The sequence below is a fragment of the Sphaerotilus hippei genome, from assembly GCF_003201595.1.
Lineage (GTDB): Bacteria > Pseudomonadota > Gammaproteobacteria > Burkholderiales > Burkholderiaceae_C > Sphaerotilus > Sphaerotilus hippei.
In genome coordinates this window covers 158,951-183,176 of sequence record NZ_QJJS01000008.1, presented here as the reverse complement: position 1 = coordinate 183,176, position 24,226 = coordinate 158,951, and the positions used below count along the sequence as shown (strand labels likewise).

The window sequence follows — 24,226 nt, the reverse complement described above, 5'->3', positions numbered from 1 at the left end:
GCGGGCTCGCTCAGGGGGGCAGGATGCCGGGCTGCCGGGCATCGACGGCAAAGCGGGCGCTGATCCCGACGGCGCTGTCGGGCCGGCGCGGGTGCTGCACCTTCAGCAGCGTGGCCTGCAGCGTGTCCGGGCCGAATTCGAGCCGCACGTAACCCCGTTCGTCGCTGCGGCCGTGGTGCAGGTGCGGGTGGTGGGGCCGCATGGCGTCGAGGCGCGACTGGGCCATGCCCTCGCTGCTGATCGAGGTGCCGCAGAACTCGCTGGCCACGATGGGCGAGTCCGGTCGGGCCGGGTCGAGGTGCAGGTCGGCCACGTAGTTCGCGTGCACGTCGCCCCCCAGCACGACGGCGCCGGGAATGTGGCGCTGCGCCAGCGTGTCCAGCAGCCGGCGCCGGGCCTGGGGATAACCGTCCCAGCCGTCGGTCCAGACCTTCGGCCCTTCGGGCGAGGCGGGGTCGTTCCAGTTCATCGGCGCCATCAGCGTCTGCTGGGCCAGCAGGTTCCAGCGGTGGGTGCTGCTCCAGTGGCGTGCCAGCCAGGCTTCCTGGTCGGCGCCCAGCAGGCTGCGCCGCGGGTCGTCGAGCGTGGCGCAGTCCCGGGTCGCCACCGTGGTCGACCCTGCGCGGGGCGGCCGGGGGCAGGCCTGGGGATCGCGGTACTGGCGGTCATCGACCGTCAGGATGCGCGCCAGCGAGCCCCAGTCGCCATGGCCGAAGATGCGCATGCCGCCGTCGCGGCCGGGCCGGGCCGACTTCGGGAAGGGCATGTGCTCCCAGTAGGCCCGGTAGGCCGCCGCCCTGCGCGCGGCGAAGTCGACGTTGAGCCACTGCTCCTGCAGTCCGGCGTAGTCGTTGTCGACCTCGTGGTCGTCCCAGACCGTCACCCACGGGCAGCAGGCGTGGGCGGCCTGCAGCGACGCGTCACTCTTGTAGAGCGCGTAGCGGGCCCGGTAGTCGTCCAGCGTGCGGCACAGGCCGCCGGTGTGCTGGCGGACCCGGCCGGGGAAGCCGCCGTATTCATAGATGTAGTCGCCCAGGAACAGCACCAGGTCGAGCTCGCCGCCGGCGCGGTCGGCGGCCTGGGCCAGGTGGCGCCAGGCGGCGTAGTGGCCATGGTCCCAGCGCTGGCAGGACGCGATGGCGCAGCGCAGTGGCGGGGCCGTGCCCGGGGCGGGATGGGTGCGGGTGCGACCGACCGCGCTGCGCTCGCCCAGCGCCGTGAAGCGGTACCAGTACCAGCGCCCCGGTGCCAGGCCGGCCGGCTCGGCGTGCACGCTGTGGGCGTCGGCAGCCCGGGCCTGTTCGGTGCCCCGGGCGGCGAGCTGCCGGAAGCCTTCGTCGAGCGCCAGTTCCCACTGCACGTCCACCACCTCGGCCAGGTCGGGGCCGGACAGCCGGGTCCACAGCACCACCCGGTCGGCCTGTGGCGAGCCCGAGGCGATGCCCAGCGCAAAACGGTCGGCTCCGCTCGACCGGGGGCCGCGGGGTGCCGCCGGCGCGCAGCCGCCGAGCAGGATGCCCGTCAGGCCGCCGAGTCCGGCCCCGGCGGCCTGGGCGAGCCAGTGGCGGCGGTCTCGATCGGGGTGGCGCGCGGGGTCGGTCATGGGGTCTCACTGTAGTGCGGGCCGGGCCGGAAGAAAAAAGTTCAGAAAACGCTAGGCAAATCCAGAAATGCTGTTATAGTTTCATTCTCGATTTGAGACAGACACCTAGCCCAGGTGGCGGAATTGGTAGACGCACTAGTTTCAGGTACTAGCGAGTAACATCGTGGAGGTTCGAGTCCTCTCCTGGGCACCAAGATCAAGGCCAGCACAACGTGCTGGCCTTTTTCATTGGCGGCTGCTCTACTGCGCACCTCATGGCTGAAGCTCCTTCGACTCTCAATCCCGCCCAGCTGGAGGCGGTGCACCACCTCCACAGTCCCTGTCTCGTGCTGGCGGGGGCCGGTTCCGGCAAGACCCGCGTGATCACCCACAAGATCGCCCGGCTGCTGCAGGCGGGCTACCAGCCCGGCCAGATCGGCGCGATCACCTTCACCAACAAGGCGGCGCAGGAGATGCGCGAGCGCGCCCGCTCGCTGATCGGCGCCCGCGCGGCCAAGGACCTGCTGATCGCCACCTTCCACAGCCTGGGCGTGCGCCTGCTGCGCGAGGACGGCGAGCGCCTCGGCCTGAAGCCCCAGTTCTCCATCCTCGACAGCGACGACGTGCTGGGCATGATGCGCGAGGCCGGGGCGACCACCGACCCGAAAGTGGCGCGGCGCTGGCAGTGGACCATCAGCCTCTGGAAGAACCAGGGGCTCGATGCCGACCAGGCCGCTGCCGCGGCCGCCGACGAGGACGAGCGGGTCGCTGCCCACGTGATGCGGCTCTACCAGGAGCGCCTGGCGGCCTACCAGGCGGTCGACTTCGACGACCTGATCAGCCTGCCGCTGCAGCTGCTGCAGCGCGACGAGGAGGTGCGGACCAAGTGGAACCGTGCCTTGCGCCATGTGCTGGTCGACGAGTACCAGGACACCAACGCGACCCAGTACGAGCTGCTCAAGGCCATCGTCGGCAGCGACGGCGTGTTCACCGCCGTGGGCGACGACGACCAGAGCATCTATGGCTGGCGTGGCGCGACGATCGACAACCTCAAGCGCCTGCCGCACGACTACCCCAGGCTCAAGGTCATCCCGCTGGAGCAGAACTACCGCTCCACCGGCGCCATCCTGAACGCTGCCAACAACGTCATCGCGCTGAACCCGAAGATCTTCCAGAAGAAGCTCTGGAGCGAGTTCGGCGAAGGCGAGCCGGTGCGGGTGGTCGAGTGCGACCACGAGGAGCACGAGGCCGAGCGTGCGGTGGCGCGCATCCAGGGCATCGTGGCCAATGCCACCGGCGCCTACACCGGCACGACCGAGTGGAAGGACTTCGCCATCCTCTACCGCGCCAACCACCAGAGCCGCAAGCTCGAGGAGGCGCTGCGCAAGGCGCAGATCCCCTACAAGGTCTCGGGCGGGCAGAGCTTCTTCGACCGCGCGGAGATCAAGGACCTGTGCGGCTGGCTGCGCCTGCTGGTCAACCAGGACGACGATCCGGCCTTCCTGCGTGCCATCACGACACCCAAGCGCGGCATCGGCCACCAGACGCTGGGCGCGCTGGGCGAGTTCGCCGGCAAGTGGAAGGTCAGCCTGTTCGAGGCGCTGTTCCAGGAGTCGCTGGGCACGGCGCTGAACAAGAAGGCCATCGGCTCGCTGCACGAGTTCGGCCGCTACGTGAACGATTTCGAGTACCGCGCCCGCCACACCGTGGGCGGCGAGGCGGCCAAGCCGATGCTGCTCGAGTGGCTCAAGGACATCGGCTACGAGCAGCACTTGATCGACGGCGAGGAGAACCCCAAGGTCGCGGCGGCCCGCTGGTCGAACGTGCTGGATTTCATCGACTGGATCGCGCGCCGCTGCGGCGGCCAGCTCGAGAACGACGGCGGCCTGCAGGTCGAGGCCGAGAAGAAGAGCGTGCTCGACGTGGCGCAGACCATCAGCGTCATCCTCAGCCTGGCCGAGCGTGGCGAGGACCAGAACATGGTGACGCTGTCGACGCTGCATGCCAGCAAGGGCCTGGAGTGGCCCCACGTGGTGCTGGTCGGCGTCAACGAGGGCACGCTGCCCTTCAAGCGCGAGGAGGAGGACATGACCGCCGAGCGCCTCGAGGAGGAGCGTCGCCTGATGTACGTGGGCATCACCCGGGCCCGGCGCACGCTGCTGGTCAGCTCGCTGATGCGCCAGCGGCGCGGCCGCGAGCTGAAGAAGGCCTTCCCCAGCCGCTTCATCGGCGAGATGAAGCTCGACGAGAAGACCATCAAGGAAGACCCGCGCGAGAAGCTCAAGGCGCTGCGCGCCGAGTTCGCGGCGCGGGCGGCGCAGGCCAGGCCGCCCGCCTGAACTCGGGCCCGGGGCGGGCCTGCCGCTCAGGGCTTGGTCAGCGTGGGCCAGGCCAGCGAATCCGGGCGGTCGGCCAGCGGCGTCACCTCGGTGGGGGTGAATCGGGTGGCGGTCCCGGCGTCCACGGTGCTCTCCATGGCCCGCGCGATGATGCGCTGCTGCAGGCCGGCATTGGCGAGCACGTCGGTCATCGTCGTCACGCTCAGCGCCTCGGCGATCAGGAAGCCCTGGAACTCGTCGCAGCCCTGTTCCCGCAGCTGCTGCAACTGCTCCTCGGTCTCGACCCCCACCGCGACCACCCGCAGCGCCAGCGTGTGGGCCAGCGCGATGATGGCGCCCACCAGGCTCGTGCCGATGGCGTCCGGGCGGGTCAGCAGCGCGCGGTCGATCTTGACCTCGTCGAGCGGCAGCAGCCGCAGCTGCAGCAGCGAGCAGTTCGACAGCCCGAAGCCGTCGAGCGAGATGTGCACCCCCGCGCCGCGCAGGCGCTGCAGCTGGGCCAGCGTGCCCGGGGCCGGACGGGCCTCGTCGTCGGCGGGCATCAGCAGCGGGGTGGGCAGCTCCAGCGTCAGGCGCCGGGGTTCCACCGAATAGCTGCCCAGCATGGCCAGCACGGTCTCGGCGAAGTCGCGCCGTGCCAGCTGGGCCGCCGAGATGTTGACCGTCACCCGCGGCACCTCGATGCCCCGGGCGATCCAGCGGTGGATCTGGCGGCAGGCCTCGTGCAGCACCCAGTCGCCGATCGCCTGCATCAGGCCGCAGTCCTCGGCGATCGGCAGGAAGACGGCCGGGTCGACCACGCCGATCTCGTCGTCGTTCCAGCGCAGCAGCGCCTCGGCGCCGGTGACGGCGCCGGACTGGGGGTCGACCTGGGGCTGGTAGCGCAAGGTCAGGCTGCCGTTGCCGAAGGCCATCTGCAGGCGCCGGCGCACCCGCAGGTCGTCGGGCAGGCGCACGGCCGGGACCTCGGGCGGCGGTGCGGGGTCGAGCAGGCCGATCAGTGCCTGCGTGGCGGCCTCGGCCGTGGCCCGGGGGTCGGCATCGTCCACGATGACCAGCCGGGCGCCGGAAGTCAGTGCTCGCTCATGGGCCTGGGCCCGTGCCGGAGCGTCATCGGCCATGACGATGGCGACCGTGGTCGCCATCGTGCCGCCCGGGGCGGCAGCCTCGAGGGCAGGGGCCAGCGGGCCGAACTCGACCAGCCGGGCGGCCGGGGGCTCGATCGCCGTGTCCGCCCGCGGGGTCGAGGCGCTCAGCACCGGCTGCAGCCGTGCGCGCCACAGCGCCTCGATCACCGGTCCGCGCAGCGCGGCGCTCACCGAGACGGCGATGCGGGCCCGCGGGGCGGGTGAGGCGTCGCCGCCCTGCGGGGCGGTTCCCAGCACCGGCAGGCTGGCCGGGTCGGGGGGCGGTGGCGCCGCGGCGGCCACCGGAGCGGCTGGCCGGCCCGGGGCGGGTGGCAGCGGCCGCGGCGCCGTGGCGGCGGCATCCACCCGCGCCGCCTGCAGCCAGGCCTGGTGGCTGGTCGAGGGCGCCGCGGGGTCGGGGGTCCGACCGGGCAGCCGGCTCAGACGGGGCAGGGGTGGAATGGAACGTAGCATTTCCATGTCCATATCGGAGGGGCCGCCGCCGGCTTGACCCCGGTCCGCCGCCCGGGTGTGGTGCCTTGCACACCGGGCTCATGCCCTACACCTACAATCGAACGCTTTGTTCGTAATTCCTCTTCAGGAGCCTGATGGTGTTCATTTCCAACGCATACGCCCAAGCCGCACCGGCCGCCGCTGCCTCGGGCAGCTCGCAGCTCATGAGCCTGCTGCCGCTGGTGCTGATGTTCGTGGTGCTCTACTTCATCATGATCCGTCCGCAGATGAAGCGCCAGAAGGAGCACAAGGCGATGATCGACGCGCTGGCCAAGGGCGACGAGGTCGTCGCCGGTGGTGGCCTGCTCGGCAAGGTCGCCAAGGTCGGTGACGTCTACGTCAGCCTGGAAGTCTCCAGCGGCGTCGAGGTGCAGGTCCAGCGGGCCTCCGTCGTCCAGATCCTGCCCAAGGGCACGATCAAGTAAGTCGATCCCGAGCGCGGCAGCCGTCCTCTCGACAGGCGCTGCCGCCCAGGCGGCCCGGTCTCGCCGGGCCGCAGTCCGGGGTCAACCCCCGAGGATGTCACGATGAACCGCTACCCCTGGTGGAAGTACCTGATCATTGCCGTCGCAATGCTGGTCGGCCTGCTCTACACATTGCCCAACTTCTACGGCGAGGCGCCTGCCGTGCAGGTGTCCAGTGCCAAGGCCACCGTCAAGGTGGATGACGCGCTGGTGTCGCGCGTGCGGCAGGTGCTGGACGCGGCGGGCCTGAAGCCCGATTTCGTGCAGTTCGAGGGCCTGTCCGTGCGGGCACGGCTCGGTGACACCGACACCCAGCTCAAGGCGCGTGACGCGATCGCCCGGGCGCTCAACCCCGATGCGGCCGATCCGTCCTACATCATCGCGCTCAACCTGATCTCGCGCTCGCCCCAGTGGCTGACGGCGCTGCATGCGCGGCCGATGTACCTCGGCCTGGACCTGCGGGGTGGCGTGCACTTCCTGATGCAGGTCGACATGAAGGCCGCGCTGACGAAGAAGGCCGAGTCCCTCACCGGTGACCTGCGCACGCTGCTGCGCGACAAGAACATCCGCCACGCCGGCATCAGCCGCAACGGCGACAGCGTCGAGCTGCGCCTGCGCGACGCCGACGGCCTGGAGCGTGCCTCCACGCTGCTCAACCAGCAGCTGCCTGACCTGCAATGGGTGTCCACCGGCAGCGCCACCGAGCCCCGGCTGACCGGCACGCTCAAGCTGCCGGCCGCCCGCAACGTGCAGGAGCAGGCGCTCAAGCAGAACATCAACACGCTGCACAACCGGATCAACGAGCTGGGCGTGGCCGAGCCGATCATCCAGCAGCAGGGGCTCGACCGCGTGGTCGTGCAGCTGCCGGGCGTGCAGGACGTGGCCAAGGCCAAGGACATCATCGGCCGCACCGCCACGCTGGAAGTGCGCATGGTCGACGACAGCCTCGAGGCCCAGGCCGCGATGGCCGGCACCGGCCCGGTGCCGTTCGGCACCGAACGTTTCCTCGAGCGCGGCGGCGTGCCGGTGATCGTCAAGCGCCAGGTCGTGCTGACCGGCGAGAACCTGACCGACGCCCAGCCGGGTTTCGACGACACCCAGCAGCCGGCCGTGCACCTGACGCTGGATGCCCGCGGTGCGCGCATCTTCCGCGACATCACGCGCGAGAGCATCGGCAAGCGCATGGCCATCGTGCTGTTCGAGAAGGGCAAGGGCGAGGTCGTGACCGCGCCGGTGATCCGCAGCGAGATCGGCGGCGGGCGGGTGCAGATCTCCGGCTCGATGACGCCGGTCGAGGCCGCCGACACCGCGCTGCTGCTGCGCGCGGGCTCGCTGGCCGCGCCGATGGACATCATCGAGGAGCGCTTGATCGGCCCCAGCCTGGGCGCCGAGAACATCGCCAAGGGCTTCGACAGCGTGCTCTACGGCTTCCTCGCGATCGCCGTGTTCATGTGTGCCTACTACATGCTGTTCGGCATGTTCTCGACCCTGGCGCTGGGCATGAACCTGCTGCTGCTGGTGGCGGTGCTGTCGATGCTGCAGGCCACGCTGACGCTGCCGGGCATCGCCGCCATCGCGCTGGTGCTGGGCATGGCGATCGACGCGAACGTGCTGATCAACGAACGGGTACGCGAGGAGCTGCGCAACGGCAGCTCGGCGCAGACCGCCATCCACACCGGTTATGACCGGGCGTTCGCGACCATCCTGGACTCCAACGTCACCACGCTGATCGCCGGGGTCGCGCTGCTGGCCTTCGGTTCCGGCCCGGTGCGCGGCTTCGCGGTCGTGCACTGCCTGGGCATCCTGACCTCGATGTTCTCGGCCGTGTTCTTCTCGCGGGGCCTGGTCAACCTCTGGTATGGCCGCAAGAAGAAGCTGCAGGGCGTGTCCATCGGGCAGGTCTGGAAGCCGGCGGCCCAGCCCGGTTCGGGCTCGACCGCTCTCACCCCCCCGCCCAAGGCCTGAAGGAGCCCGCCATGGAATTCTTCCGTATCCGGCGCGACATCCCGTTCATGCGGCATGCGCTGGTCTTCAATGCCATCTCGTTCCTGACCTTCGCCGCGGCGGTGTTCTTCCTGTTCACCCGCGGGCTGCACCTGTCGGTCGAGTTCACCGGCGGCACGGTCATCGAGACCGAGTACGCCCAGAGCGCCGACATCGAGCGGGTGCGCACCACCATCGAGGCGATGAAGTTCGGCGAGGTGCAGGTGCAGAAGTTCGGCACCTCGCGCGACGTGCTGATCCGCCTGCCGCTGCGTGGCGACGTCAAGCAGACCGAGGTCGTCAGCCGGGTGTTCGAGCAGCTCTGCGCGGCCGAGAAGGGCACGCTGACCCAGCGCCAGACCACGACCGACAAGGGTGAGCAGATCAGCCGCCAGGTCTGCGATGCCAGCGGTGCCGAGCCGGTGCGGCTGACCCGCAGCGAGTTCGTCGGCCCGCAGGTCGGCAAGGAACTGGCCGAGGACGGCGCCAAGGCGCTGGCCTTCGTGGTCGTCGGCATCATGATCTACCTCGCGCTGCGCTTCGAATGGAAGTTCGCGGTCGCGGCCATCATCGCCAACCTGCACGACGTCATCATCATCCTGGGCTTCTTCGCCTACTTCCAGTGGGAGTTCTCGCTGTCGGTGCTGGCGGCGGTGCTGGCGGTGCTGGGTTATTCGGTCAACGAGTCGGTGGTGATCTTCGACCGGATCCGCGAGGCCTTCCGCAAGTACCGCAAGATGACCACGGCGGAGGTCATCGACCACGCGATCACCAGCACGATGAGCCGCACCATCATCACCCACGGTTCGACCCAGATGATGGTGCTGTCGATGCTGCTGTTCGGCGGCCCGACGCTGCACTACTTCGCGCTGGCGCTGACCATCGGTATCCTGTTCGGCATCTACTCGTCGGTGTTCGTGGCCGCCGCGATCGCGATGTGGCTGGGCGTGCGCCGTGAAGATCTGCTCAGCTCCTCGAAGAAAGATCAGGATCCGAACGATCCGAACGCTGGCGCTGTCGTGTGAGCGCTGGCCGGTGTAGATTCATGGTGTTGCAGTTTTTTCAATTGCTTCTTCACCCCACCTCCTGAGCATGGCACCAGCCGCCCCTCCTTCCGCCCTGTCCGTCCAGGTTCGCCGCCACTATCTGGAACTGCTCCAGCGTGAGCTGCCGCGTGTGGTGAAGGCGGTGGCCCAGGGGGCGCGCGACATGCTGGGCCGCACCACGTCGGCCGACCAGCTGGTCCGGGTGCGTGACGCGGGGCTGGACGTGCCGCGGCTGGCCTCGGCCTGGCACCACGCCTGCAAGAACGGCCTGCACCAGACGGCGCTCAAGCAGGGCAGCAGGCCCGCCGTGCCGGCGACCCCGACCGGGCGGACCTCGCAGGTGCCGCTGTCGCTGGTCGAGGACGACACCATCGAGATCGAGATCGTCGCCTCCCGCCTCGCGCTGGCGGTGATGGACAAGGTCTCCTGGGAGTTTTCCGACCTGCGCTATCGCATGGCCGTGGTCGATCAACACGACGAGATGCAGCCGCAGGACCTGCTGCGCCCGCATGTGCTGACCCGGGTCGTCGTCGACGGCTGGCGGGCGGCGGGCCTGACGCTGTCGCACTGGCAGACCTGCCAGCCGCTGCTGCACGAGGAGTTCGCGGCGCTGGCCCACGAGGCCTACCACGAGGTCAACCGCTGGCTGGTCAGCCACGGGGTCTGCACCGAGGTCGACCTGCGGCCCTTCATCCGCCGCACCCGCGACGTCGGCGTGGCCACGTCGTCGTCGGCGAACACGCTGTCGGGTGGCGGGGGGCAGGGCGGCGGCCAGGGCGGCGGAGCCGGGGGCCCGGATGGGGGCGAGGGCTCCGGTTTCGGGCGTGCGTCGCGTCCTTCGGGCCAGGGCGGCGGTGCCGACCTGTTCGCGCCGACCGTGATGACCGAGTCGGCCGATCGCCGTCCGTCCGGTGCGCCGCAGCGTCGCGACGTGCACGAAGAGACCCGCCTGATGACCCGCTTCCCGTCGCTGGTGATGCGCAGCGTCGAGCATGCCGAGGCGGTGCTGGGCCGGCTGAACCGCCTGGTGTCGCGCCAAGTGCCGGAGTTCGCCGGGTCCACGGTGGCCCAGCCGCACTCGGCCAGCCCGAGCCTGAAGGCCGCGATCAACGACGCCCAGGTGGCCTTGCAGCGCCGTTTCCTCGGCAGCAAGGCGGACGTGCCGCAGCTGTCGCCGCAGGCGGCGATCAGCACGCCCGGCCTGCTGCAGGAGCTGCAGGCCCGCAAGCAGGCCCTCAAGAAGGCGGCCAGCACGCCGGTGGAGCGCGCGACGATCGAGATCGTCGCGCTGATGTTCCAGAGCCTGCTGACCGAGGAGCGCCTGCCCGCGACGGTGCGCGTCTGGTTTGCCCGGCTGCAGATGCCGGTGCTGCGCGTGGCCATCGTCGAGCCCGACTTCTTCGCCACCATCGACCACCCGGCGCGCCGCCTGATCGACCGCATGGGCGCCTGCGTGATGGGCTTCGAGGCCGGCAGCTCCGGCGTCAGCGAGCCGATGGAAAAGGAGATCAAGCGGGTCGTGCAGGTGGTCGAGGCCTATCCCGACACCGGCCGCCGGGTCTTCCAGACCGTGCTCACCGAGTTCGAGCGTTTTGTCGAGAACTACTTCAAGACCTCGCACGCCGCGGCCGCCAAGGGGGTCTCGCTGGCCCAGCAGATCGAGCAGCGCGAGACGCTGGCGATCCAGTACACGATCGAGCTGCGCAAGATGCTCAACGAGGTGCCGGTGCACGACGGCGTGCGCGAGTTCCTGTTCCAGATCTGGGCCGACGTGCTGGCGACCACGGGCGTGAAGTCCGGGCCGGCCAGCGAGTCGACCCGGCAGATGCAGCGCGCCGCCGCCGACCTGGTCTGGCTGGCGAGCGCCAAGGTCTCGCGCGAGGAGCGGGCCGCGGCCATCCGGCGCCTGCCGCCGCTGCTGAAGATGCTGCGCGAGGGCATGGCCTCGGCGGGCGTGCCGCAGGCCCGCCAGGACGAGCACATCCGCTCGCTCAACAACTCGCTGGCGGCGGCCTTCTCGGCGCGCACCGCCACCATCCCGAGCGAGCGCATGGACGAGCTGACGGCCCAGCTCGAGACGCTGGAAGACCTGCTGCCCGACATCGGCGACATCGAGATCGACGAGTCGATGATCCGCGACCTGTCCGGCCAGGAGTCGACCGACCTCGAGGTGGTGTCCGACGGCGGCTCGATGCCGACGCCCGCGATGCAGGCCTGGGCGGCCGAGCTGCAGGTCGGCAGCTGGTTCAAGCTCGACTACCGGGGCCGCAGCGACGCGGTGCAGCTGGCCTGGCAAGGCATGCGCAAGCAGCTCAGCCTGTTCGTGACCACGCAGGGCCGGGGCGTGATGTTCCAGAAGAACCGCCTCGCGTCCTTCCTGCAGGCCGGCCTGCTGTTGCCGGTCGAGGAAGAGTCGCTGACGGTGCGGGCCACGCGTGATGCGCTGGCCAAGCTGGACGCCGATCCCGAGCGCCTGCTGCACTGAGCCGGGGTCGTGGCCGCCACGCGCTCGCGGGCGGCCTCGGGCTCAGTGGATGAGCCGGTCGGTGGCGTCGACGAAGAGTTCGTCGAGGATCAGCGCGTCGGGCTCTTCTCCCATGCTCCAGAACACCATCAGCACGATGATCTTCAGGTCGTCGAGGTCGATCGGCGAGTTGCTGGTGGCCATCGCCCGGTCGACCACGAGTTCGCGCATGGCCGGTGGCAGCACGCCGGCGGACTCGAGGAAGCTGATGAAGGCGATCGACGACGTGCCCAGGTGCTCCTGCTCGAACGGCGTGTAGACCCGCATCGCATGGGCGCTCTGGGGCGTGCTGCAGGTGTCGGCCACGTGGGTGAGTCCATCGAGCCAGCTGAGCGCGTCCTGGATTTCTTCACTTTCGAAGCCGACGGCCGACAGCTTCTTCGACAACTGGTCGTGGTCCGGGCAAGCGTCCGGACGCCAGTAGTTTTCGTAGAGATACACGAGCACGTCGAACATGAATCCACTATAACCCAGCCCCGATGCGTCGCAGGGCTCGAAACGGGCGGCTCCGGACACCGTTGTCAGGGGATCAGGCGCAGGCCTTGCGCTGAAAGATCTCGCCGGGCAGCCGCGCGATGTGGCCGTCCATCTCGAGCTCGAACAGCCGCACCGTCAGGTCGGTGGCCGACTGGCCGGTGCGCAGCTGCAGCACCTCGAGCGTGGCCGGGCTCCAGCCCAGCGCCCGCAGCACCGGGTCGGGCGAGTCGCCGTCGTCGCTGCCGGGCGCGGTGGTCCCGGCCGGGTCCGGGCCCTCGGCCGCCACCGGGCAGGCCGCGCCCGGCAGGATGCGCAGCTCCTCCAGGATGTCCTCCAGGCTCTCGACCAGCTTGGCCCCCTGCTTGATCAGCGCATGGCAGCCGCGCGACTGCGGGCTGTGGATCGAGCCCGGAATGGCCATGACCTCGCGGCCCGCCTCGCTGGCGAGCCGGGCGGTGATCAACGAGCCCGACTGCACGTTGGCCTCGACCACCAGCGTGCCCAGCGACAGGCCGGCGATGAGGCGGTTGCGTTGCGGGAAATGGGCGGCCAGCGGGGGAGTGCCCAGCACGAACTCGCTCAGCAGCAGGCCGGTCTCGGCGATGCGCCGGCCCAGCGCCAGGTGGCTGCGCGGGTAGATCCGGTCCAGCCCGGTGCCGACCACGGCGATGGTGCCGCCGGGGCCTGACAGCCCCCCTTCATGCGCGGCCGCATCGATGCCCAGCGCCAGCCCGGACACCACGGTGATGCCGGCCTGGCTGAGCCCGGCGGCAAACGTGCGCGCCAGGTCCACGCCCTGCACCGTCGGGTTGCGGCTGCCGACGACCGCCACGGCCGCCCGCTCCAGCAGCTCGAGCCGGCCCACCGCATGCAGCAGCAGCGGCGGATCGGCCAGCTGCCCGAGCAGCGGTGGATAACGCCCGTCCCCCAGCACGATCAGGTGGTGGGCTGGCTCGCCGGGCCGGGGCTTCTCCAGCCAGGCCCGGGTGCGCTCGACCAGTGCCGCCCAGCCTTCCGGCGGCTGGGCCAGCGCCAGGGCCGTCTTGCGATCCACCAGCGCGGCCAGGCTGGCCGCGAAGATCGACTGCGCGCTGCCATGCACCGCCAGCAGGCGCCGGGCGGTCACCCGACCGACGCCGGGCGTCTCCAGCAGCCGCAGCCAGGCCGACCATTCCGCGATCTCGGCCGGGTCCAGCGAGGCGGCGCGGCTCATGGCGGGGCCGTCGGCTCAGGGCGCGGTCACGCGGTCGCCGCTGCGCACCGGTCCGGCCGAGTGCAGGATCAGCCCGTAGGACACCCGGTCGAAGACCCGGAACACGAACAGCATGCCGTTGGGTTCGTCGGGCAGGCGCAGCTTCGTGCGCAGCGGGTCGTCCCGGTCGACCACGGTCTCGCCGCCGCGCAGCAGCGACAGCACGTGGCCGGGCTCCATGCCCTGCTGGCGTCCCAGGTTGATCGAGACCACCTGGTCCTGCCCGGCGGTCAGCTGGTCGCCATAGACCGAGACCACCAGGCCCTGCGTCGACGGAGCCGGCGCGTGGGGCATCAGCGTCGGCTCGTCTCCGGTGGCCGCCGGGATCAGCCGGTCGCCGATGCTGGCCTCCTGGCGCAGCGTGGTGAGGTTGAAGGTGGCCGGGATGACCTCGGTGGCTCCGGCCTCGCGGGTGACCACGTCGCCCTGGCGCTGGTATTGCGCCGTGCCGACGTAGGTGGCCTCGTAGCCCAGGATCTCGCGCGTGGCCGGGTCGCGCAGCGGTCGCGGCTGGCGGAAGACCCGCCAGTTCTGCAGCGCCGGCAGGTCGCCGCGCACGTAGGCGGTCTCACCGCGGCCCAGCAGCTGGCGCCCTTCACGGCCGGCGACGATCCGGGGCGACGAGGCCAGCTCGTGCTCGTCGAGCACGACCGCGTCGGTCAGGAAGGGCCGGATCAGGCTCATCGGGATGCCGGTGATCGCCTCGGGGCTCAGCGTCTCGGTCCGCACCGACGGGGACAGCCGGACGGTGCCGCTGCTGCCGCGGTCGATCTCCAGGCGGGCCCGCCCGCCCGACTTCACCAGCACCAGGCGCTGGCCGGGGTAGATCAGGTGCGGATTGCGGATCTGCTCGAGGTTCATGCCCCACAGCTCCGGCCAGCGCCACGGGCTGCGCAGGAACAGCCTGGAGATGTCCCACAGGGTGTCGCCGCGCTTGACCACGTGGAAGTCCGGGGCCGTGGGCGACAGCTCCGACAGCGGCACGCCGGCCTGTGCCACCTGGCGTGCCGTGCCGCGCTGGTCCGCAGTGATCGGATAATCGGGGAATGCGTAGGCTGCCGTCACGCTGCCGATCAGCCCGAGAACCGTGCACAGCCCGAGTCGGGTGGCCGAGCGCGGCCGGCGGGGGAGCGGTGATGGGCGCAGGATCATGGACCTCGACTCCAAAGGCGGCGGGTTCACCGGAACCAGCACCACCCGGGGTTGATGCAAAGACTTCTGCAGACCGGTCGGCCTTGCGGGAAAATCTTCACTTGATCTTCTAAATTCTGCCCCTAAACCCTTGATGTCGCAATGAATTTGGTCGTGCACGATGCCATGCCCGGTGGCGCGTGCACACGTACTCGTTGTGACCCATCCACATTCCCTTCTCTCCGTTTTGCCGGGCCGGGCCCGGCCGGTTGCGGATCCCCATCATGAGCAAGCTGTCCATCCTCCGCTACCCTGATCCCCGCCTCAACACCCGGGCCCGGCCCGTGTCCGCCGTGGACGACCGCGTGCGCGGCCTGATCGACGACATGTTCGAGACCATGTACCACGCCCGTGGCATCGGGCTGGCGGCCACGCAGGTCGACGTGCACGAGCGGCTGGTGGTCATCGACATCTCCGAGGAGCGCAACGAGCCGCTGGTGCTGATCAACCCCGAGATCGTCGCCACCAGCACCGAGCGCCTCACCGGCGACGAAGGCTGCCTGTCGGTGCCGGCGATCTACGACAAGGTCGAGCGTTTCGCGACGGTGCGGGTGCGTGCGCTCGACCGCGACGGCCGGATGCAGGAGATCGATGCCGACGGCCTGCTGGCCGTGTGCATCCAGCACGAGATGGATCACCTGATGGGCAAGGTCTTCGTCGAGTACCTGTCGGCGCTCAAGCGCAACCGCATCCGCAGCAAGCTGCTCAAGCGCGGCCGCGACGACGAAGGCGACGAATGAACACCGTGGCGAGCGTGATGCCCGGCGCCTTGCGGGTCGGCTTCGCGGGCACGCCCGAGTTCGCCCGCGTGGCGCTCGAGCGGCTGCAGGCGGCCGGCTTCGAGGTGCCGCTGGTGCTGACCCAGCCCGACCGCCCGGCCGGCCGGGGCATGAAGCTGCAGCCTTCGCCGGTCAAGCAGCTGGCGCTCGAGCACGGCCTGCCGGTCTGCCAGCCCACCAGCCTGAAGCTCGACGGCCGCCACCCGCAGGAGGCGGCCGCGGCCCGGGTCGCGCTCGAGGCCGCCCGGCTCGACGTGCTGGTGGTCGCCGCCTACGGCCTGATCCTGCCGCAGTGGGTGCTCGACCTGCCCCGGCTGGGCTGCCTGAACATCCACGCCTCGCTGCTGCCGCGCTGGCGCGGCGCCGCGCCCATCCACCGCGCCATCGAGGCCGGCGACGAGGCCACCGGCGTCACCATCATGCAGATGGACGCCGGGCTGGACACCGGCGACATGCTGCTCGTCGAGCGCCTGGCCATCGATCCGGCCGACACCACGGCCACGCTGCACGACCGCCTGGCGGCGCTGGGCGGGCAGATGATGGTCGACGCCCTGGCGCTGGCCGCCGCGGGCGCGCTCGTGCCGGTGGTGCAGCCGCAGGCCGGCGTCAGCTATGCCCACAAGATCGACAAGGCCGAGGCCGCGCTCGACTGGAGCCTGCCGGCCGAGGTCCTGGCCCGGCGCGTGCGGGCCTTCGATCCGTTCCCGGGCTGCACCTTCCAGCGTGGCGACGAGACGATCAAGCTGTGGGCCGCCACGGCGCAGCCCGGCCAGGGCACGGCCCCCGGCCAGGTGCTCGAGGTCGGGCCCGACCAGGTGCTGGTCGCCTGCGGCCACGGGGCGCTGCGCCTGACCCAGCTGCAGCGCCCGGGCGGGCGGCGCCTGCCGGCCGCCGACTTCCTGCGCGCCTGCCCGATCGCCGTCGGCGAGGTGCTGGGCGGCGTGGCCACCTCAAGTGAGGCCGCGGCGCGCCGATAAGAGCAGGTATCCGGGACGGTTGTGTCCCTTGCCGGGTGCCGCTGCCATGCGCTTGTCTGCTGTCGTTCTTTCCGTGCTCGCATCGGCGACCCTGCTGGGCGGCTGCGACGTGCTGGGCATCGAGTCCGGCAGTGCCGCCGCCGAGCGCAAGGAAGCCGAGGGCAAGGCCATCGGCAGCGCCTGCCGCCACGCGCTGCGCGCGATCGAGGACTGCTACACCCTCAACCGCAAGGTGCCCAAGGCCGCGATCTACACCGGCTGGCGCGAGATGGACGAGTACATGCGCGAGAACAAGCTCGAGGGCATCGTGCCGGTCGTCCCGCGCGAGACGCCCAAGCCGCCGCCCGCACCCGCCTCGGCCCCCGCGGCGGACGCTGCCGATGCCCATGGCGCCGAGGCCGACTCGGCCCATGCCGACAAGGCCGAAGCCGACGCCGAGGAGACGCCCCGCAAGGGCAAGAGCAAGGCCAAGGCCGCCGCGGCCGACGACGAGGCACCGCCCGTCAAGCGCCAGGCCACCACCCACTGAGCCCCGCGCCCCCGCCCGAACCGGGTGGAATGCGCTGCCCGCGAGGCTGCGCGGGCCCGCCACGGGTAGGCGCCGTCCGGTGCCGATGTGACAATCGCGGGATGCCCACGCCTGCCCCCTCCATCCGCCAGCGCTGGCAGCGTCTGCGTCGTGATCCGCAGTTCCTGCGCGGCATGCGCGAGATGCTGCCCATGCTGCCGGGCATCACCGCCTGGGGCCTGGTGACCGGCGTGGCCATGGTCAAGAGCGGGCTGAGCGTGCCGCTCGCCCTGCTGATGAGCCTGCTGGTCTATGCGGGCAGCTCCCAGCTCGCCTCCCTGCCGCTGATCGCCGCCCAGGCGCCGGCCTGGGTGATCTGGCTCACCGCCTTCGTCGTCAACCTGCGCTTCGTGATCTACAGCGTGCAGTGGCGCCTCTACTTCGGTGGCCTGCCGCGCCAGCGCCGCCTGCTGCTGGGTTATTTCGCCGCCGACATGAACCTGGCGATGTTCACCCGCGCCTGGCCCGAGCCCCGGCCGCAGCCGGGCCAGCAGGCCTACCTGCTGGGCGGGGTCGCGGTGCTGTGGCCGGGCTGGCAGGTGCCGTCGGTGCTGGGCATCGTGCTGGCCGACGCCGTGCCGCCGGCCTGGGGCCTGGGCTTCGCCGGCACGCTCGCGCTGCTGGCGCTGACCTGCTCGCTGCTGATCGGCCGCGCCACCTGGGTCAGCGCCGGCGTCGCGTCGCTGGCCGCCGTCGCGGCCGTGGCCATGCCCTACAAGCTCAACATCGTCGTGGCCGTGGCGGCCGCGGTGGCCGCCGGCCTGATGATGGAGCGCATCGGGGGCGCCGCCCCGGCGCGGGCCGGATCATGAGCGCGCTGGAAATCGTGCTCGTCATCGCCGGCCTGGCGCTGATCTCCCTGCTGACCCGCAGCTTCTTCCTGCTGCCCGACCGCGAACTGCCGCTGCCCGACTGGGTCGGCCGCGCGCTGCGCTACGCCCCGCTGGCCGCGCTGGTGGCCATCGTCGTGCCCGACGTGCTGCTGACCCAGGGCCGCCTGCTGCAGACCGTCGCCGATGCCCGCCTGCTCGGTGCCGTGGCCGCCGCCTCGTACTACTTCTGGCGGCGCGGCATCCTGGGCACCATCGTGGTCGGCATGCTGGTGTTCATGCCGCTGCGCATCGGCCTGGGCTGGTGAGCCCGCCGCCCGGCCCCTCCGATTTTTTTCACTGACCTCGAGCGACTCCCATGAAGATCCTCCGCCTCCAAGACCTCATCGCCTCCGGCCAGATCGCCGGTCAGCGCGTGTTCATCCGTGCCGACCTGAACGTGCCGCAGGACGACGCCGGCCACATCACCGAAGACACCCGCATCCGCGCCTCCATCCCCTGCATCGAGATGGCCCTGAAGGCCGGCGCCGCCGTGATGGTCACCAGCCACCTGGGCCGCCCGACCGAAGGCGAGTTCAAGCCCTCCGACTCGCTGGCCCCGGTCGCCGCCCGCATGGGCGAGCTGATGGGCCGCGAGATCCCCGTCGTCGCCGACTGGGTCGACGGCGTCGAGGTCGCACCCGGCCAGCTCGTCATGCTCGAGAACTGCCGCGTCAACAAGGGCGAGAAGAAGAACAACGCCGAACTGGCGCAGAAGATGGCCGCGCTGTGCGACGTGTTCGTGCACGACGCCTTCGGCACCGCCCACCGCGCCGAAGCCAGCACCTACGGCATCGCCCAGTACGCCAAGATCGCCTGCGCCGGCCCGCTGCTGGCCGCCGAGATCGACGCCATCTCCAAGGCCCTGGCCAACCCCAAGCGCCCGCTGGTCGCCATCGTCGCCGGCTCCAAGGTCAGCACCAAGCTGACCATCCTGAAGGCCCTGTCGGCCAACGTCGACGGCCTGATCGTCGGCGGCGGCATCGCCAACACCTTCCTGCTGGCCGCCGGCCTCTCGATCGGCAAGAGCCTGGCCGAGCCCGACCTGGTCGGTGAAGCCAAGGCCGTGATCGACGCCATGAAGGCCCGCGGCGCCGCCGTGCCCATCCCGGTCGACGTGGTCTGCGCCAAGACCTTCTCGCCCGACGCCGTGGCCACCGTCAAGGCTGCCACCGACGTCGCCGACGACGACCTGATCCTCGACATCGGCCCGCAGACCGCCGCCATCCTGGCCGCCCAGCTCAAGGCCGCCGGCACCATCGTCTGGAACGGCCCGGTCGGCGTGTTCGAGTTCGAGGCCTTCTCGCACGGCACCGAAACCGTCGCCCGCGCCATCGCCGAAAGCGAAGCCTTCAGCATCGCCGGCGGCGGCGACACGCTGGCGGCGATCGCCAAGTACGGCATCGAGGGTGACGTCGGCTACATCTCCACCGGCGGCGGCGCCTTCCTCGAGGTGCTGGAAGGCAAGACGCTGCCGGCCTTCGAGATCCTGAGCAAGCGCGCCGAGGGCTGAAGCCCCGAGCCCCTGGCCGCTCAGGCGGCCAGGCTGAGCGGCTGGCTGAGTTCGAACAGCCGTGCGCCGCTCAGCTCCAGCCCGTTGGGCCAGCAGACCGCGCCCGCCTCGACGAAGCAGCGTCGGAAGTAGCCGGCCTGGCGCAGCGGTTCCAGCAGCGGGCCGTGGCGGGTGCCCAGGTAAGCCGCCCCGTCGAAGCGTCCTCGCGCACCGTTCGAGAAGGACAGGACCAGTTCGAAGTCCTCTGCCTGTTCGAGGCTACGACGCCAACCCTGCCATCTCAAGCCATCGTTCTGCCACGCCGGGGAGAGCCGTCGTCAAACCGAAGCTTGAATTCGAGGAATAAGATGCCTGCAACGCGCTGGCGGACATTTTCGCGCTGGAGTTGTTGCACAACGGCCATGCCCTCTTCCCGAGTGTCAAGACAGTGCTTTACACGCAGGACGTGGGCATGGCCTCGTCATGGGTAGCAACGCAGCCTTGTACAAGGCAGGTCATCCAGGGGCTAAATGGTACGGCGCAAACGACAGTGACCTTCGGGCTTGACCACGGCTTGTTTCCGGCTTTGTCGGGAGATGAGGTCGCGGCGCTGAAAGCGAGGCTTGGCATCTGATGTTCGGCTAACTGGACAACGCCCCAGTCCCAGACCGCGCCCGCAGCGCCTCATACAACCGTGCCGGCCCCAGCAGGATGTCCTTGAGCCCATCGCGCACCCGCTCCGAGCCCAGCGCCTGCGTGCTCATCGTGGTGTGGGCGTCCAGCGCGTCCATGATGGCGTGCATCAGCGCATCCTTCAGGTCGGGCGAGTTGGCGAACTGCTCCTTGGTGTTGCTCGCGGCCTGCTGCATCAGCATCTGGTTCTCCAGCAGCTTGCCCCGGAGCACGCCGTTGACGTAGACGAGCTGGTCGCCGTCGGTCAGCTCGCCTTCGAACAGGCCGTTCACCTTCTGGATGATCTCGTCCAGGTAGGTCTTTTCCTTTTCCTGCACCGCGCCACTGCCCACCGCGTCGATGGGCGGCAGCGTGTAGCGGCCGTCGACGTCGAGCCCCATGGCTTGTCGGCCGTGGTTCTTCAGGGTGTGGTGGGTCAGCACCACCTTGCTGAGGTCCACCGTGTCGCGCTCCCGGCCGAATTCCAGCAGCGGGATCAGCCGCTTGAAGAACAGGAAACGCTTCTCGATGTCGGTGTTGCCGTAGTCGAAGATCTGGCTGAGGAAGCTGTACAGCCGCACGAAGGCGCCCATGTCGTTCTTGAACAGCACCAGGGCGTCCAGCGTGTCCTTCGCCTGCGCGGCGGTCTTGTCGTCACCCCGCTCCAGCGCGGCGATCCGCTCCAACTGCGCGGCCTTGTAGCGCCGCAGCAGGCGGTCGGCCACCGGGGCAATGGCCGCGTCGAGCTGCTTTTGCGTGCCCAGCGGGTCCAGGTCCACCTTGGCGACGCGGTTCACCTCGAAGTCGTCGTAGTGGCCGGCGGCGTCCAGCTTCGCCCGCAGGTCGTAGACCAGGTGCGGGTCGGTGGCGGCTTCCAGCTCGGCTGTCTGGTAGTAGGTCTTGAAAGCCTTGAGGATCTCGGCCGGCTCGTTGACGAAGTCGAGGATGTAGGTTGTGTCCTTGCCCGGATGCGACCGGTTCAGCCGTGACAGCGTCTGCACCGCCTGGATGCCGCCGAGCACCTTGTCGACATACATGCCGCACAGCAGCGGCTGGTCAAACCCGGTCTGGAACTTGTTGGCGACCAGCAGCAGGTGGAACTCAGGCGCGGCGAACGCATCCCGGATGTCGCGCCCCTTGAGGCCCGGGTTCAGCTCCTTGGACGCCTCGGTGACCGCGTCCGGGTAGCTGTCCGGGTCGTCCACCTCGCCCGAGAACGCGGTCAGCACGCCCAGCGGGTAGTGCTGGCGGCTGATGTAGGCGCGGATGGCCTTCTGCCAGCGCACCGCCTCCTTGCGCGAACCGACCACCACCATCGCCTTGGCCCGCCCCTGCAGCAGCGGCTGCACGTTCTCGCGGTAGTGCTCGACGACGACCTGCACCTTCTGGGCGATGTTGTACGGGTGCAGCCGGACCCACTGCATGATCCCTTTCATCGCCGCGCTGCGCTCGACCTGCGCCTCGTCGCAGGTCTTGCCGTCGTGGGCGAGCTTGAAGGCGAGCTGGTAGCTGGTGTAGTTCTTCAGCACGTCGAGGATGAAGCCTTCCTCGATCGCCTGGCGCATGGAGTAGACGTGGAACGGCTGCGGCAGGCCGTCGGCGCCCTTGCGGCCGAACAGCTCCAGCGTCTTGGCCTTGGGCGTGGCGGTGAAGGCGACATACGTCAGCCCGCTGTCCCCGGCGCGGGCGGCCATGTTGGCGGCGGCGATGTCGTTGGCGTCCACGGCGCCGCCGTCCTGCAGGTCCGCCCATTCCTCCGCCGACAGCAGCGTCTTGAGCTTCGCCGCGGCCTCGCCGGTCTGCGAGCTGTGCGCCTCGTCGGCGATCACGGCGAAGCGCTTGCCCTCGGTGGCCGCGAGTTCCTGCACGGCCTTCAAGGCGAATGGGAAGGTCTGGATGGTGCAGACGATGATCTTCTTGCCGTCCTTCAGCGCCTGCGAGAGCTGCGCGCTCTTGGCGCCGTGTTCGTTCGTGATGCTCGCCACCACGCCGGCGTTGCGCTCGAAGTCGAACAGGGCTTCCTGCAACTGCACGTCCAGCACGTTGCGGTCGCTCACCACCAGCACGCTGTCGAACAGCTTGCGGTGCTCGGCGTCGTGCAGGTCCGCGAGGAAGTGGGCGGTCCAGGCGATGGAGTTGGTCTTGCCGGAGCCGGCCGAGTGCTGGATCAGGTAGCGCTGCCCCGGCCCCTGCGTCAGCACGTCGGCCACGAGTCGGCGCGTGGCGTCGAGCTGGTGGTAGCGCGGGAAGACCACGCTCTTGAGCTGCTTCTTGTCGTCGCGCTTGCCGATCAGGTAGCGGTGCAGGATGTCGAGCCAGCTTTCCCGCGCCCAGACCTCTTCCCACAGGTAGGCGGTGGCGAAGCCCTCGGGGTTGGGCGCGTTGCCGGCGCCGCCGTCGTGGCCTCGGTTGAACGGCAGGAACACCGTGGCCGGGCCCGCCAGCCGTGTGGCCATCATCACCTCGGACTGGCTGACCGCGAAATGCACGAGCGCCCCGCCCGGGAAGCCGAGCAGCGGCTCCAGCAAACCGCCCTTCGGCTGCGGGTGGCGGTCGTAGCGGTACTGGTCCACCGCGTCGTGGACGGATTGCGTGAAGTCGGACTTCAGCTCCACCGTGGCCACCGCGAGGCCGTTGAGGAACAGCACCAGGTCCAGCTCGGCTTTCGGGTTGTTGGGCGAGTGCGTGACCTGCCGCACCACGCGCAGGCGGTTGGCCTCGTAGTGGGCGCGCGTCGTGGCGTTCAGCGCCAGCGCCGGCTTGAACTGGGCCAGCATCAGCGGCTCGCGCAGGCCTAGCATCTCCACGCCCCGGCGCAGCACGTCCAGCGTGCCGCGCTCGTTCAGGCTCTTGCGCACCCGCTCGGCCAGCACCCGGGGCAGCGCGGGGCCGTGCGTCTTGGTGAGGCGCGTCCAGGCGTCGGGCTGGGTGGCTTCGATCCAGGCGAGCAGGTCGGGCGGGAACAGGCCGTGGGTGCGGTCGAACTGTGCGGCGTCACCTGCGGCGTGGAGCCAGCCGTTGGTCGCCAGATGCGCGCAGATCTCGGACTCGAAGTGATGTTCTCGGTGCAGTGACATGTGTTCGTTCCCCCTGGTGCCACGCGGTGAAGGGTCCGCTGAATGCAAGCCGCCTTTCATCACGCGCCCAGCAATTAAAGCATGCTTTAATTTGCGCTTCAGCCATTCAAATCGGCTTTCATCATGAAGCGCATCACGGGGCGTCACGCCCGCACCACCACCCTCGGCGAAGAGGTCAAGGCCTTTGTGCCGCACCCCTTGCCTCCGGACTCCCCTGCACTGGCGATGGAAGCCGTACAAGCAGCCAACCATCTGGCCGAGCTGGCGCTGGCCCGGCTGGCCGGTGTGTCGGGGCTTGTGCCGTCGGTCGATTGGCTGCTGTACGGCGCGGTGCGCAAGGAGGCCCTGCTCACCTCGCAAATCGAAGGCACGCAGGCCACGCTGACCGACGTGTTCGACCAGGAAGCCGGCTTTGCCGTGCACAACGCCGACGATGTCGAGGAAGTCACCAACTACCTGCGCGCGTTTCGCCACGTGCAGTCCGAGATGCGCTCTCCCACCGGGCTTCCACTGAGTGTGCGCCTGCTGTGCAATGCACACCGCCTGCTGCTGGACGGCACACGGGGGGCAGGCAAGCAGCCGGGCGAACTGCGCCGGTCGCAGAACTGGATCGGTGGTACCCGCCCCGGCAACGCTGCGTTCGTTCCCCCTCCGGCCGAACAAGTGCCCGAGCTGTTGACCGCCCTGGAACACTTCATCCACCAGACCCCGGCCACTCTGCCACCGCTGGTGCGCGTGGCACTGGTACATGCACAGTTCGAGACCATCCACCCCTTCCTGGACGGCAACGGGCGCCTGGGCCGGCTGCTGATCGGTGCCCTGATGGAGCAATGGGGTCTGTTGTCCGAACCGCTGCTTTATCTCAGCGGCTATTTGAAGCAGCACCAATCCGAGTACTACCGGCGCTTGTCGAACATCCGCACCGAGGGCGACTGGGAGGGCTGGGTCGGTTTCTTCCTGGAAGGCGTGAGTCGAGCGGCCGAGGAAGCCGAGCGCAGCATCATCGCCGTGGCGAGTCTGGTCAACACCGACCGCCGCCGATTGCTAGCCCACCCGAAAGCAGGTCCAGCCAGCTACCGCCTGTTCGAGTTGCTGCCGCTGATGCCGCGCTTCACGGTCGAGCAGGCGCGGCAAAAACTCGACACCAGCTTTCCCACCGCCAACGCGGCCGTCCAGTTGCTGGAGCAGTTGACCATCGTGACCGAGCAAACAGGCCAGAAAAAAAACCGGATCTACAGCTACGGTACCTACATCGAGTTGTTGACGCGGTGAGGCCAGGCGTACAGCCAGTCGG

General features: G+C 69.7%; 19 protein-coding genes and 1 tRNA gene. 13 read left to right on the top strand and 7 right to left on the bottom strand.

What is annotated here, in order from left to right; translation table 11 throughout:
* Positions 1-10: 10 nt before the first annotated feature.
* On the bottom strand, positions 11-1,603 hold the full coding sequence (locus C7444_RS10755; RefSeq protein WP_110400847.1) for an alkaline phosphatase D family protein: 1,593 nt from the start codon (positions 1,601-1,603) through the stop codon (positions 11-13).
* Positions 1,604-1,711: 108 nt separating this feature from the next.
* Between C7444_RS10755 and C7444_RS10750 the strand changes: the two genes are divergently transcribed.
* Both C7444_RS10750 and C7444_RS10745 read left to right on the top strand, forming a co-directional pair.
* Positions 1,712-1,796: transfer RNA gene (locus C7444_RS10750), tRNA-Leu, on the top strand.
* Between the two features lie 61 nt (positions 1,797-1,857).
* The gene (locus C7444_RS10745) at positions 1,858-3,921 is read left to right on the top strand and encodes an ATP-dependent helicase (RefSeq protein ID WP_110400846.1); all 2,064 of its coding nucleotides are present in this window, start codon (positions 1,858-1,860) and stop codon (positions 3,919-3,921) included.
* A gap of 26 nt (positions 3,922-3,947) precedes the next feature.
* Here C7444_RS10745 and C7444_RS10740 read toward each other — a convergent pair whose 3' ends face one another.
* Entirely contained in the window at positions 3,948-5,522 is a 1,575-nt protein-coding gene (locus tag C7444_RS10740; RefSeq protein WP_170130707.1) for an EAL domain-containing protein, read from the bottom strand.
* A 137-nt stretch (positions 5,523-5,659) separates the two neighbouring features.
* Between C7444_RS10740 and yajC the strand changes: the two genes are divergently transcribed.
* The 4 genes from yajC (at position 5,660) to C7444_RS10720 (ending at position 11,539) form a co-directional block, all read left to right on the top strand.
* Positions 5,660-5,986, top strand: a complete 327-nt coding sequence (yajC, locus tag C7444_RS10735; RefSeq protein WP_110400877.1) for a preprotein translocase subunit YajC — start codon at positions 5,660-5,662, stop codon at positions 5,984-5,986.
* 102 nt (positions 5,987-6,088) lie between these two features.
* Positions 6,089-7,990 carry a protein translocase subunit SecD gene (secD, locus tag C7444_RS10730; protein ID WP_110400844.1) on the top strand — a complete coding sequence of 634 codons (1,902 nt, stop codon included), beginning with the start codon at positions 6,089-6,091 and terminating at the stop codon, positions 7,988-7,990.
* Positions 7,991-8,001: 11 nt separating this feature from the next.
* Positions 8,002-9,033 (top strand): protein translocase subunit SecF, encoded by a 1,032-nt coding sequence (gene secF / locus C7444_RS10725; RefSeq protein ID WP_110400843.1) that lies wholly within the window; start codon positions 8,002-8,004, stop codon positions 9,031-9,033.
* Between the two features lie 67 nt (positions 9,034-9,100).
* Positions 9,101-11,539: a DUF1631 family protein gene (locus C7444_RS10720; RefSeq protein ID WP_110400842.1), complete on the top strand. Its 2,439-nt coding sequence runs from the start codon at positions 9,101-9,103 to the stop codon at positions 11,537-11,539.
* Positions 11,540-11,581: 42 nt separating this feature from the next.
* Here the strand turns inward: C7444_RS10720 and C7444_RS10715 are convergent, their stop codons facing one another.
* From C7444_RS10715 to C7444_RS10705, 3 genes are all read right to left on the bottom strand, one after another.
* On the bottom strand, positions 11,582-12,034 hold the full coding sequence (locus tag C7444_RS10715; RefSeq protein WP_110400841.1) for a Smg family protein: 453 nt from the start codon (positions 12,032-12,034) through the stop codon (positions 11,582-11,584).
* Positions 12,035-12,107: 73 nt separating this feature from the next.
* The gene (gene dprA / locus C7444_RS10710; RefSeq protein WP_211317524.1) at positions 12,108-13,268 is read right to left on the bottom strand and encodes a DNA-processing protein DprA; all 1,161 of its coding nucleotides are present in this window, start codon (positions 13,266-13,268) and stop codon (positions 12,108-12,110) included.
* Between the two features lie 15 nt (positions 13,269-13,283).
* A complete protein-coding gene (locus tag C7444_RS10705; protein ID WP_110400840.1) occupies positions 13,284-14,459 on the bottom strand; it encodes a LysM peptidoglycan-binding domain-containing protein in 1,176 nt (391 codons plus the stop codon).
* 263 nt (positions 14,460-14,722) lie between these two features.
* Between C7444_RS10705 and def the strand changes: the two genes are divergently transcribed.
* The 6 genes from def (at position 14,723) to C7444_RS10675 (ending at position 19,204) form a co-directional block, all read left to right on the top strand.
* The gene (gene def / locus C7444_RS10700; RefSeq protein ID WP_110400839.1) at positions 14,723-15,238 is read left to right on the top strand and encodes a peptide deformylase; all 516 of its coding nucleotides are present in this window, start codon (positions 14,723-14,725) and stop codon (positions 15,236-15,238) included.
* A 29-nt stretch (positions 15,239-15,267) separates the two neighbouring features.
* Positions 15,268-16,254, top strand: a complete 987-nt coding sequence (fmt, locus tag C7444_RS10695; RefSeq protein WP_110400875.1) for a methionyl-tRNA formyltransferase — start codon at positions 15,268-15,270, stop codon at positions 16,252-16,254.
* Positions 16,255-16,327: 73 nt separating this feature from the next.
* Positions 16,328-16,783, top strand: a complete 456-nt coding sequence (locus tag C7444_RS10690) for a hypothetical protein (protein ID WP_211317523.1) — start codon at positions 16,328-16,330, stop codon at positions 16,781-16,783.
* A gap of 101 nt (positions 16,784-16,884) precedes the next feature.
* Entirely contained in the window at positions 16,885-17,634 is a 750-nt protein-coding gene (locus tag C7444_RS10685; protein WP_110400838.1) for an AzlC family ABC transporter permease, read from the top strand.
* Positions 17,631-17,960 (top strand): AzlD domain-containing protein, encoded by a 330-nt coding sequence (locus C7444_RS10680; RefSeq protein WP_110400837.1) that lies wholly within the window; start codon positions 17,631-17,633, stop codon positions 17,958-17,960. The genes C7444_RS10685 and C7444_RS10680 overlap by 4 nt, the downstream gene beginning before the upstream one ends.
* A gap of 50 nt (positions 17,961-18,010) precedes the next feature.
* Positions 18,011-19,204, top strand: a complete 1,194-nt coding sequence (locus tag C7444_RS10675; protein ID WP_110400836.1) for a phosphoglycerate kinase — start codon at positions 18,011-18,013, stop codon at positions 19,202-19,204.
* A 20-nt stretch (positions 19,205-19,224) separates the two neighbouring features.
* Here C7444_RS10675 and C7444_RS10670 read toward each other — a convergent pair whose 3' ends face one another.
* Positions 19,225-19,488 carry a DUF2442 domain-containing protein gene (locus tag C7444_RS10670; protein ID WP_110400835.1) on the bottom strand — a complete coding sequence of 88 codons (264 nt, stop codon included), beginning with the start codon at positions 19,486-19,488 and terminating at the stop codon, positions 19,225-19,227.
* Between the two features lie 336 nt (positions 19,489-19,824).
* Positions 19,825-22,932, bottom strand: coding sequence for a type I restriction endonuclease subunit R (locus tag C7444_RS10665; RefSeq protein ID WP_110400834.1), 3,108 nt, complete (start codon positions 22,930-22,932; stop codon positions 19,825-19,827).
* Positions 22,933-23,055: 123 nt separating this feature from the next.
* Here C7444_RS10665 and C7444_RS10660 point away from each other — a divergent pair, with 123 nt between their 5' ends.
* Complete coding sequence (locus tag C7444_RS10660) at positions 23,056-24,204, top strand: Fic family protein (protein WP_110400833.1); 1,149 nt, start codon at positions 23,056-23,058, stop codon at positions 24,202-24,204.
* Positions 24,205-24,226 lie beyond the last annotated feature (22 nt).

What these genes read in the sequence shown, in the direction of transcription:
- C7444_RS10755 (WP_110400847.1), bottom strand. Translation starts at nt 1,603, where the DNA reads ATGACCGACCCCGCGCGCCACCCCGATCGAGACCGCCGCCACTGGCTC.
- C7444_RS10745 (WP_110400846.1), top strand. Translation starts at nt 1,858, where the DNA reads ATGGCTGAAGCTCCTTCGACTCTCAATCCCGCCCAGCTGGAGGCGGTG.
- C7444_RS10740 (WP_170130707.1), bottom strand. Translation starts at nt 5,522, where the DNA reads ATGCTACGTTCCATTCCACCCCTGCCCCGTCTGAGCCGGCTGCCCGGT.
- secD (WP_110400844.1), top strand. Translation starts at nt 6,089, where the DNA reads ATGAACCGCTACCCCTGGTGGAAGTACCTGATCATTGCCGTCGCAATG.
- secF (WP_110400843.1), top strand. Translation starts at nt 8,002, where the DNA reads ATGGAATTCTTCCGTATCCGGCGCGACATCCCGTTCATGCGGCATGCG.
- C7444_RS10720 (WP_110400842.1), top strand. Translation starts at nt 9,101, where the DNA reads ATGGCACCAGCCGCCCCTCCTTCCGCCCTGTCCGTCCAGGTTCGCCGC.
- C7444_RS10715 (WP_110400841.1), bottom strand. Translation starts at nt 12,034, where the DNA reads ATGTTCGACGTGCTCGTGTATCTCTACGAAAACTACTGGCGTCCGGAC.
- dprA (WP_211317524.1), bottom strand. Translation starts at nt 13,268, where the DNA reads ATGAGCCGCGCCGCCTCGCTGGACCCGGCCGAGATCGCGGAATGGTCG.
- C7444_RS10705 (WP_110400840.1), bottom strand. Translation starts at nt 14,459, where the DNA reads ATGATCCTGCGCCCATCACCGCTCCCCCGCCGGCCGCGCTCGGCCACC.
- def (WP_110400839.1), top strand. Translation starts at nt 14,723, where the DNA reads ATGAGCAAGCTGTCCATCCTCCGCTACCCTGATCCCCGCCTCAACACC.
- C7444_RS10685 (WP_110400838.1), top strand. Translation starts at nt 16,885, where the DNA reads ATGCCCACGCCTGCCCCCTCCATCCGCCAGCGCTGGCAGCGTCTGCGT.
- C7444_RS10680 (WP_110400837.1), top strand. Translation starts at nt 17,631, where the DNA reads ATGAGCGCGCTGGAAATCGTGCTCGTCATCGCCGGCCTGGCGCTGATC.
- C7444_RS10675 (WP_110400836.1), top strand. Translation starts at nt 18,011, where the DNA reads ATGAAGATCCTCCGCCTCCAAGACCTCATCGCCTCCGGCCAGATCGCC.
- C7444_RS10665 (WP_110400834.1), bottom strand. Translation starts at nt 22,932, where the DNA reads ATGTCACTGCACCGAGAACATCACTTCGAGTCCGAGATCTGCGCGCAT.
- C7444_RS10660 (WP_110400833.1), top strand. Translation starts at nt 23,056, where the DNA reads ATGAAGCGCATCACGGGGCGTCACGCCCGCACCACCACCCTCGGCGAA.